Annotated in this window: 7 protein-coding genes; all 7 read left to right on the top strand. The window is 67.0% G+C overall.

Features of this window, described 5'->3' with window-relative positions:
- A partial coding sequence (locus tag GXP39_18660; protein ID NOZ30057.1) for a hypothetical protein occupies positions 1 to 2587 on the top strand: 2587 nt, incomplete at its 5' end.
- A 10-nt stretch (positions 2588 to 2597) separates the two neighbouring features.
- Positions 2598 to 3665, top strand: a complete 1068-nt coding sequence (locus GXP39_18665) for a hypothetical protein (protein NOZ30058.1) — start codon at positions 2598 to 2600, stop codon at positions 3663 to 3665.
- A 177-nt stretch (positions 3666 to 3842) separates the two neighbouring features.
- Positions 3843 to 4541 carry a Rhs element Vgr protein gene (locus GXP39_18670; GenBank protein NOZ30059.1) on the top strand — a complete coding sequence of 233 codons (699 nt, stop codon included), beginning with the start codon at positions 3843 to 3845 and terminating at the stop codon, positions 4539 to 4541.
- Between the two features lie 37 nt (positions 4542 to 4578).
- Positions 4579 to 4911, top strand: a complete 333-nt coding sequence (locus GXP39_18675) for a hypothetical protein (GenBank protein NOZ30060.1) — start codon at positions 4579 to 4581, stop codon at positions 4909 to 4911.
- 83 nt (positions 4912 to 4994) lie between these two features.
- Positions 4995 to 5468 (top strand): GPW/gp25 family protein, encoded by a 474-nt coding sequence (locus tag GXP39_18680; GenBank protein NOZ30061.1) that lies wholly within the window; start codon positions 4995 to 4997, stop codon positions 5466 to 5468.
- Positions 5469 to 5557: 89 nt separating this feature from the next.
- Complete coding sequence (locus GXP39_18685) at positions 5558 to 7276, top strand: hypothetical protein (protein NOZ30062.1); 1719 nt, start codon at positions 5558 to 5560, stop codon at positions 7274 to 7276.
- A 114-nt stretch (positions 7277 to 7390) separates the two neighbouring features.
- Positions 7391 to 9400 (top strand): hypothetical protein (locus GXP39_18690; GenBank protein ID NOZ30063.1); only part of this gene is annotated, 2010 nt, incomplete at its 3' end.

Consider the following 9400-nt stretch of genomic DNA (forward strand, 5'->3'; position numbering starts at 1 on the left):
GCGCTGGGATAACAACATCACCCGCCGTGACGTGTATCTGCAGGACAACGCCACGGAGGTCCAGGGGGAACCCAGCGGCTGGGATAAGTTCATTTTCTGGATCATCAGCGGCTTCGGGTCGCCGCGCAACATCGATGCCTGGATCCAGGTGTTCTACGAGGACCTGCGAGACGGCCAGGTGAAGCCAGTACCCGCCGGGGTGAAGGTCGAGGTCTGGGACTACGATCCCATCACCGGGGATGACAAGCTGGCCAAGGGGCACACCGTGCAGCTTCGCGGGCCCGATGGAGAGCTCACCAGCGCCGTACGTATGACGTTCTCCACCAGCGAGTCGGGCGAGCGAGGGCCGGATCTGTACTGCCGGGTAATCAAGCCCTCAGGGGCGGAGTTCGCCGAGTTCATAGCCAACAGCTTCTTCGCCGCCGGGGCAGATCACTGGTCATCCCGCTCGCAGACGGCCTCCGAGGGCGGCTTCTACGAGGAGGACTTCAGCGGCGACCGGTTGGGCATCGACTCGCCTCTGCGCCTGATCCTCCGGCCGACGGGCATCCGGATCCAGGCCGCCTTTGAGTCCTATTCCGTGGTCAACAACGAATTTGAGAAGCTGCCAGCGGGCATCCCGGTAAAGATCATGGACTCCAACCCGGCCGCGCCGCAGCCGGTCCTGGCCACGGTCACCACCGATGAGAATGGGGAGATCCGGACCTCCCTACCCAAACGGGAGGACTATCACCCCAGCATCTACTTCCTGATCGAGAAAACGGGCGATCCCTCCCTGTTCCTCCTGGTGGACTACTTCCTCGATCAAGACCGATGGGATTCCCGCACCAAGCAGGGCGAGGTCATCGCGTCCGACGGCTCCGTGCGCACCATCTCCGGGCACTTCCAGAACTGGACGCAGGACAGCCTGGTGGGGGCCAATGAGCGGCTGCGCTTCCGACTGGAGGCGCCGGGCATCCAGATGCACCTGCGCTTCGAGTACTTCGATCGCGAGGCTGGGGGATATCGGCCGTTGCCCGTCGGCACCGAGGTGGAAGTGTGGGAGGACGATGCAGCCGCTACTCAACCGCTGGTGACCGGCACTGTGGGCCAGGACGGGCGGGCGGAGATCGCTGTACCCAAGGGAGGACGCGATCGGCTAAACCTGTACGCTCGCGTTGTCATGCGTCGCCGGCTGAGCGCCGGATCGGACGCGATCATCCCGCCGACCGTGGACGTTCGCCAGGGCGGCAACGTGATCCACTGGGACACGAAAGGGCAGACGGCCACCGACGGAACAACGGCTGGCCTCTTTACGAACGTGGAAGCCCGGGTGCCGACGACGGGCGGGCCGTTGGTATTCCGCATTGGCACCGGCGCGGCCGACGCCACCGTCGAGCATGCCGCCCCCTTCATTCTAAGGGTCATCGGCGAGGCGCACGACTGGCTGCGCACTCGCACCAACGGCGATTGGTCGGGCGTCAGCAACCTGCAGGTCGAGCTCTTCAACAGCGCGGCCGAGGGCAGCAAATTTGACTCCGGCCGCACGCGCATCTCGCTGAACACGGACCACACCGCCCCGGGCGCCGCCCAGCCAGACCACTGGAACCGGGAGATCATCGCTCATCAGTACGGGCACGCGGTGCTGGAGACCCTTTATCTGGACCCGTCCCGGACGACCGTGGCCGTGCCCAACCACCGGGGATACAACCCAACGGACGAGCGGAACCCGCGTCTGGCCTTCGCTGAGGGCTGGGCGGATTACGTGGCGAACGCCCATAAAACCACGCCCACCCGCCCCGATCCCTCCGGTCACGGTTGGCGAGGCAGCGACGGCGACGGCACCGACAGCTCGGGTGAGATCGTGCCCATCGCCGTAGCGAATATGCTCTATCAGATCGACCAGGAGATCGTCAAACAGGGCCACACCGACAACTCTGACCCAGTCAACCAGCGACGCTTCCTGGCGCTGATCTGGAACCCGATCCAGTCGCTGAGCGCGGATGCGAACCTCCAGGTTCCGTATCAACTTTACCGGGCCATTCAAAGCGCCAACCTGGCGGCCTCCGATCTCATCCCGCCGCATGACATCACGCATATCCGCCAGGAAGTGCGGCATGCGTTCGAACAGAACGGCATGGTCTTCACCCGGGGACGGATCCAGGCCGCCGCCCAACGGAGTGCTCAAAACCTGGGCGCTGCCCCGCCCGTGCCCGAAGTATGGCGATTCCAGGTGCGGCCAGTGGATCAGGCTCGGCTGAACGTGGCGACCATGGGACGCATCACCGCCTACCGCATCCAGGCCAGACGCGTTGGCACAGCCGATTTCGTGGATCTGGATCCCATTGTAGAGGTGCCGGAGGGCGACGCAAATCAACGGGCGACGATCGATGTCAACCTCACAGCCGCGCGGCAGGCCGCCGTGCTCAGCAGCAGCGGCCCCCACGACTTCCGGGTGCGCGCTCGGGATGAGTTCGGCGCCTGGGACACCTTCGCCGATGACTTCACCGGCAACACGGACACGCATGGCACCGGTGTGACCAGCAACGACACCTGGCAGCGCAACCGGCTGCACAGCATCCACGGTGCGGCCATCCACGTGCCATAGGAGGGGTGATTTGGTCCTAGGAGACCTGCTCGGGGGCACATCTCCCGGCGTGCGACATCCGGCCTTCCAGCTCACCATTGGCACGGGCTCGCCCGATGACTGGGTCGAGCGGGTGGTGGCGATCCGGGTGCGCGCCGGGATGGCACCCGCGGCCGACGAGGCGATAATCCGGCTGAACCCGGGGGATCGCCCGGCGGTAGGCGACGCGCTGATCCTGGCGCTGGGATATGAGGGTGGCAACGGGGATCTGGCGGGCGCGCTGGGAGCCGTAGGCGGCGGGAGTGGTGGTCCCACGCAAGTCTTTGCGGGCACCGTGACCTCGGTCGAGCCCACGCTGGCGGGCGTGCGGGTGCGGGCCCGTAACGGCGGCGCCAAGCTGCAGGCGCTGCGCATCGATCAGCTCTACGAGTCGCAGAGCGCGGGGGATATCGTCCGCGATCTGGCGTCCCAGGCGGGCGTGACCGCCAGCACCATCGAGTCGGGCGTCACGCTGCCGGCCTACGTGATCGAGGGGCGCCGACATGCTTACCAGCACGTGGCCGCGCTGGCCCGGATGTGCGGATTCGACGCCTATCTCACCCCCGAGGACGAGCTCGTCTTCGGGCCGTTTACCCGGACGGCGGCCGACCACACCTTCGCCTACGCCGAGGACATCCTGAACCTCGACGTGGACGAGGCAGCCCCAGCCGTGGGACAGGTCATCGTCATGGGGGAGAGCCCGTCCAGCGGCGAGGGAAGCGAGACCTGGCATTGGCTGGCCAGCGATTGGGAGGATTACCGGGGCGCGGCGGGGGATGGCGGCCCCGTATGGCTGATCCAGGCGCGATCCGCTCGCACCCAGGAGGCAGCCCAGGCCATGGCCGACGGCCTGCTGGGCCGGGCGACGCGCGGGGCGATCCGCGGTACATTGCGGGCGCTCGGGCGGCCGGAGGTGCAGGTCGGCGACGCAGTAGAGGTGACCGGGGCGCCGGACGAGGCGCTCAACCGGCTGTACCAGGTTATCAGCGTGCGCCACCGCCTGGACCGGGCCCGCGGCTTTCTCACCACATTGGAGATCATCATAGCCGATAGCAGTTAGCAGTTAGCCGATAGCGAGCAGCCATCTATCATTCGCAGCCTTCCATTCCTCGTTATTTTGTGGAGATGGATACCCAGAAAGGCACTATGAAGGGCTCGAGATGCACGGAGAGCTTAGGACACTAGAGAATCCTCTGCGCCCTCAGCGTCTCGGCGGTTTTCCAGAACAGGAGTCGTCGTGAGCGGATTGATCGAAACCATCCAGGCCATCGTGCAGGAGGAACTGCGCCATCTGTATCTGGCGGAGTTGGGCGTGGTGACGGAACTGCACGCGCACGAGAGCGATAGCGACAAGAACAACTACGCCTGCTCCGTGCGGCTACGGGACAGCGGCCTGGAGCTGCGATTCGTGCCCATCGCCACCTCGCGCATTGGGCTGTGCGCGCTACCCAACGTGGGTGATCTGGTGCTGGTGCAATTCCTGGGCGGCGATCCCAACGCGCCGGTGGTGACAGCCCGGCTCTACAACGAACAGGCCCGGCCGCCTGTCGCCAAGGCCGGGGAGTGGGTGTACGAGTCGCCCGACGATGAGGGAGGCGGCGTGCGCCGGGCGTTCCTGAAATTGCCCAACGGCGCCACGCTGACCTGGGACGACGAGGCCGTCACGCTGGAGACCGGCGCCACCAAGCTCGTCATCAACCACGACGGCGAGGTCGTGCTGGAATCGGCCGACAAGGTGACCATCAAGAGCTCAGGCGACACCGTTGTGGAGGCTCAGGGCGCGTTGAGCATGAAGGCCAGCGGCGACGTATCCCTGGAGGGGATGAACGTGAACATCAAGGCCCAGCTCAGCGCCCAGGTGGAGGGCCAGACATCCGCCACGCTGAAGGGGATCAACGTGGCCATCAAGGGGATCACGGCCTTCTCCGCCGGCTAATCACGCAATACGCAACACCCAATACGGAGCTCGACCCATGCCCGGACCACCCGTGACCATCGGCTGTGCGGTGATGCTAACGCCGGGAGCGGCGGGGCCGCCGGATACAGGCGTGATCACCGTGATCCCGCAGTTCACTGTCACCGCGGGCGGCATGCCCCTGGCCGTGACCGGATCCATCTGTCAGATGGTGAACTCGGTGAGCGGCGTGCCCTACATGCTCCCCATCGGGCCGATCGCCAGCATGGGCGTCACCATCGACGGGCAGGCGTTGGTGCGGATGGGCGATCGCATCCCGTCGGGGCCCGGCATCCTGACCATCCTGGGGCCGCCCGCCGCGCCGTTCATTAACGATCAAAATGCGCCATGATACGCAATACGTAATACGCAATACGCAACACGCAACACGTAATCCGAATTGCGTATTGCGTGTTGCGTAAGTGAGGCTGACTCATGCCAGATGATCATCTCGCATCCGATCTAAGCGTCTACCGCGCCTACCTCGGCGGTGAACGGGAGCGCGGCAGCCCGGATCTGCGCGCCGTGCCCGGCCACCGCGTCCCGCCCGATCAAAAACCGGAGCGCGATCTGGCCGAGGTCGCCGGTGTGGACAACCTGCGTCAGGCCCTGGTAAACCGCCTGCTCACCCGGCGCGGCGAGCTAGCCGACGTCGGCCACCCCGAGTACGGGAGCCGCCTGTACGAGCTGATCGGCCGCCCCAACTCGGCGACCCAGCGCAACCTGGCCAAACTGTACGTGCTGGAGGCGTTGGCTCAGGAGCCGCGGGTGGATCAGGAGGAGATGCAGGTCGATGTCCAGTCCGACCCCCGCGATCGCAACCGGGTGCTCATCGAGATCCGGGTGCGCCCGGTAGGAGAGGACTCGCCCGTGGCGCTACAGGTTCCTTTCAGCTTCGCCGGGGAATGAGGATAAACGACGAATGACGAACGACGGATAGCGAAGAGGCAGAGGCTGTTCATCGTCTATCGTCCATCGTCTACGATGGGAGCCCGAACATGAGCTTTGACCCACAACCGTATGCCGTGATCGTCGATGACCTGCTCACCGCGCTCACCGGTGGACACGTGCGCGAGGCCCACCGGTTCCGTCAGGATACATTCACCTACGAACTGAAGCATTCCTTGGACGAGACCCGCCTGGCCTTCGTCAAGGTCGTCGGCGAGCGTGACGGCGAGTTTTACCTGTTCGAGCGCGGCAAGGATTACGACGTGGTCGCCGGGGCCATCGCCTGGCGGAGCACCGGCGGCAAGCTCCCGGACCTCGGCTCCACGTTTTACGTGAACTATTACGAGACCGGACGCACGTCGCCGCTCACCGACCGGTTCGTGGGCAGCATCACCCGCACCCTGGCCGAGGCGTTCGCTTTAGAGACCGCGCTGCTGCAGCAAGCGCTGAAGGCCGCGTACGACGCGGGGTTTGTGGACACGGCCACGGGCGGCGCGCTGGATCAGGTGGTCGCTATCCTGGGGATCACTCGCCGCTCCGCCCAATACGCGACCGGCGAGGTCGTGTTCACCCGGGCGGCCGGCGTCGTCGGAGACATCGAGATCAAGGCGGGCACCCAGTTACGCACTGCCACCGATCCACCGCTGACCTTCGAGACGACGACGCCCAAGACGCTGCGCGATGGCCAGTTAAGCGTCACCGTCCCCATTCGGGCGACGACCCTCGGCGAGGAGGGGATCGCCCAGCCGAACGAGATCACCATCATGGTCCGCCCCATCGCCGGCATCGCCTCCGTCACCAACCCGGAGGGCACGGCCCAGGGACAGGCCGCGGAGACCGACGAGGAGCTGCGGGCCCGGGCCAAGCAGGCCATCGAGCGCGGGGGCAAGGCCACGCCGACCGCCATCCAGGGCGCGCTGCTCGGCATCTCGGGCGTGCGCTCCGTCGATCTGCGCGAGGAGTTGCGGACGGACCCCGGCCGCGTGCAGCTCACGGTGGACTGCGATGAGGCGGTCGTGGGGGAGGTGCTGGCCACGCTGGATGCCACCCGGCCGGCGGGCATCCGCATCGATCACAACCTGACGGAGCCCACGGTCGAGGGCGAGGGTGGCGGCGTCGCCCTGACCACCATCCCGGCGGAGGTGCGGCTCTGGGTGAGCCTGAGCGCCCCGGACGCGCCGCAGGAGACGACGGCTCGCATCCTGACCAACGTCCGAGAGGCCGTGTCGGCGTATCTGGACGGACTGAAGGTGGCCGAGCCGCTGGCGTACAACAAGCTGGTGAGCCTGGCCCTGGGCGTAGACGGCGTGGAGGACATCGCCGAGCTGCGCATCCGCCGGCTGGACAAGACGCCGCCCGAGGAGTTGGGCGCCGGACAGAGCCTCCCGGCCGGCGCGGGCGAGAAGATCACCGTGGCGGCCAGCGCGCTGAGCGTGGAGGCGGCGGGCGCGCCCGTCTACCTGGATATCACCGTGACCTTCAGCGCCGTGGCCGCCGGCACCACGGATGCCACCGAGGCCACGCGATCGGTGCTGTTGACGTACCTGGACGGGATCAGCGACACCGTCGGCCTGACGGAGATCTGGCAGGCGCTGGAGGACGCCGGGCACACGCCGTCTCACATCCTGGCCACCGCCGAGTACAGCGCCAGCGGCGCCTCCGTCACTCGCGAGCTCGCCGACGGCACTGCCACGCCCGCTCCCTCCAACCAATTCAAGATCGCCGCCAACGAGCGGGTGGTGTTGAGGACGGTGGAGGGGAAGACGTGAGCACGCAACACGCAATACGCAACACGCAATACGCAACACGCAATACGCAACACGTAATACGTATTGCGTACTCCGTATTGCGTAATGATTATCCGATGAGAGTGGATCATTTCAATGGCTAAACGCGATGCCATCCTCTCCCGCTTCCCCGATTTCATGGAGGCGCGGGATCCGCAAAAGCTCCTCTACCGGGTCGTCGAGGTGCTGGCCGAGCCGTATGAGCGCCTGGATCGACAGCTGGTGGAGGTCATGTGGGCGCATTGGGTCAACCGGGCACTCGACGTGCGCGACCTGGAGCGGATCGCCGCGCTGTATGGGATATCCCGGTTCGACGGCGAGCCGCGCGAGCGGTTCCGGCAACGGCTGAAGGCGCTGGTGCGCATCTACCTGGAGGGGATGGCGACGCCCGCCGCCGTGCTCCAGGTGGCCGCCGCCACGTTGGGCCTGGACATCTGGGATCGGGATGGCCAGCCGCGCCTGATCCCGGGCACGACGCCCGGCATCACCCTCGCCCGGGCCGCCGATCGGACGGAGCCCCTGATGCTGGTGGAGACGCCTTGGAAGCCGGTGGAGCCGCCCCCGGCCGTGTGCGTCAACGGCCAGCGCCTGGGCCTCCATCAGGACGACTTCGAGCCAGTGATCCCCACCATCGTGGTTATCGGGATCGAGGACCGCACGGTGGAGCCGGTCATCGCCAACCTGACCAACGGCCAGGTCATCGGCTACCTGGGCACCGTGCCCGACGGCCAGCGGCTGGTGATCGCCCCGGACGGCACCGCCCGCCTGGAAGGCCGCGACGTCTCCGACCGCCTGTTCTCCATGCGGGGTGGCTTCTACGATCGGGACGCGTTCGATCGGGACCGGACGCGTTTCGTCCTGCGTCGGCCACGCGGCGCCTTCGACCTGGCCGGCGTCGGCCACCCGGATTATCGCTTCGCCACCCGCCCGACCCAGGTGGAATCGCCCCATCTGCCGCGCGGCGACTCCGACTGGCACGTCACCGCCACCATCGGCCGCTTCGGACGTACCGCCTACGGCCGCTGCGTGTGGGACGCGCCCGACCCGGCCCGATTTCGCCAAGGCTCATTCGACGGGACGGCGTGGGACGCCTCGATCTTTCAACTGGAGCCCTCCCTGAGCGTGCAGTTCCGCTGGCTGGAGCGGGAGCGGGCCACGTTCGAGGTCCGGGTCCCCTGGTCGCTGATCCAGCGCGGCCCAGAGCGGGTCGAGCAGGACGGCTGGGCCTATGTGGTCGATCCCGACGCGGGGAGCCTGGAGGTGCGCACGGTGGAACGGCTGCGCTTCCAGCTATACAGCCGGGAGGTCGCCGCGGGGGAGACTGTCGCCCTCGGCGGGAACAGGGCTGAGGGCGCCCGCGGCCCCACCACCGGATATTTCGCGCTGGTGCGCGCCCGACCGGGCGCGGTGAGCAGCGCCGACCCCTCTCATGCAACCGTCGCGCTGGGCCATCGGGGAAGTCCCATCTACCTGGATGATTCGACGGCCACGCTGGATCGGCTCCCGGAGGGGTTGGAATACCTCGCCCTGGTGCGCACGGCGAAGGCCGACGCCACATCCGACGCGGATGCCGTCGTGCAATTGAGCGACGCGACACAGGCGACCACGCTGTACGTGGCCTACGATGCGCTGGCCGTGGCGCTGCCCAATTGGCTGCGCGGCCAGGAATGGAAGAAGGTGCGCCGTACCATCGAGGCGACGCGGGAGGCTACCGCTTACACTATGTCGCTGGGGACCACACCCTGCACGCTGGCCTGGCTGGAGTGGGTCGGCGAGCCACCCCAACCGCCGCAGCGATTGCTGGCGGCCGATCGAGCGGGGCAATTGTACGTCCTCGATCCGGCCGAGCTGAGACGGTTAGCGCAGGGGGAGCCGGGGGCCAGCGAATCCGAGGTGGAGCTGGCTCGCGTGCCCGTGGGCCAGGGGGCCTGCCACATCGAGTTGCTCACCCGCTATCACGCGCCTGACCGGCCGGGCGAACGCAACCTGGCCTACGTGGTCTGCGCCGAGGCGGACGAGGTCACCGTGGTGGACCTGGAGGTCGTCGAGCGGCTGATCGTGCAGGACCCGGCCGTGACGCCCGAGGATGCCGTCGTGGCCACCATC

Source organism: Chloroflexota bacterium (genome assembly GCA_013152435.1).
GTDB lineage: Bacteria > Chloroflexota > Anaerolineae > DUEN01 > DUEN01 > DUEN01.

Coding starts and splice junctions, on each gene's coding strand:
- GXP39_18675 (NOZ30060.1), top strand. CDS start 4,579: ATGCCCGGACCACCCGTGACCATCGGCTGTGCGGTGATGCTAACGCCG.
- GXP39_18685 (NOZ30062.1), top strand. CDS start 5,558: ATGAGCTTTGACCCACAACCGTATGCCGTGATCGTCGATGACCTGCTC.
- GXP39_18680 (NOZ30061.1), top strand. CDS start 4,995: ATGCCAGATGATCATCTCGCATCCGATCTAAGCGTCTACCGCGCCTAC.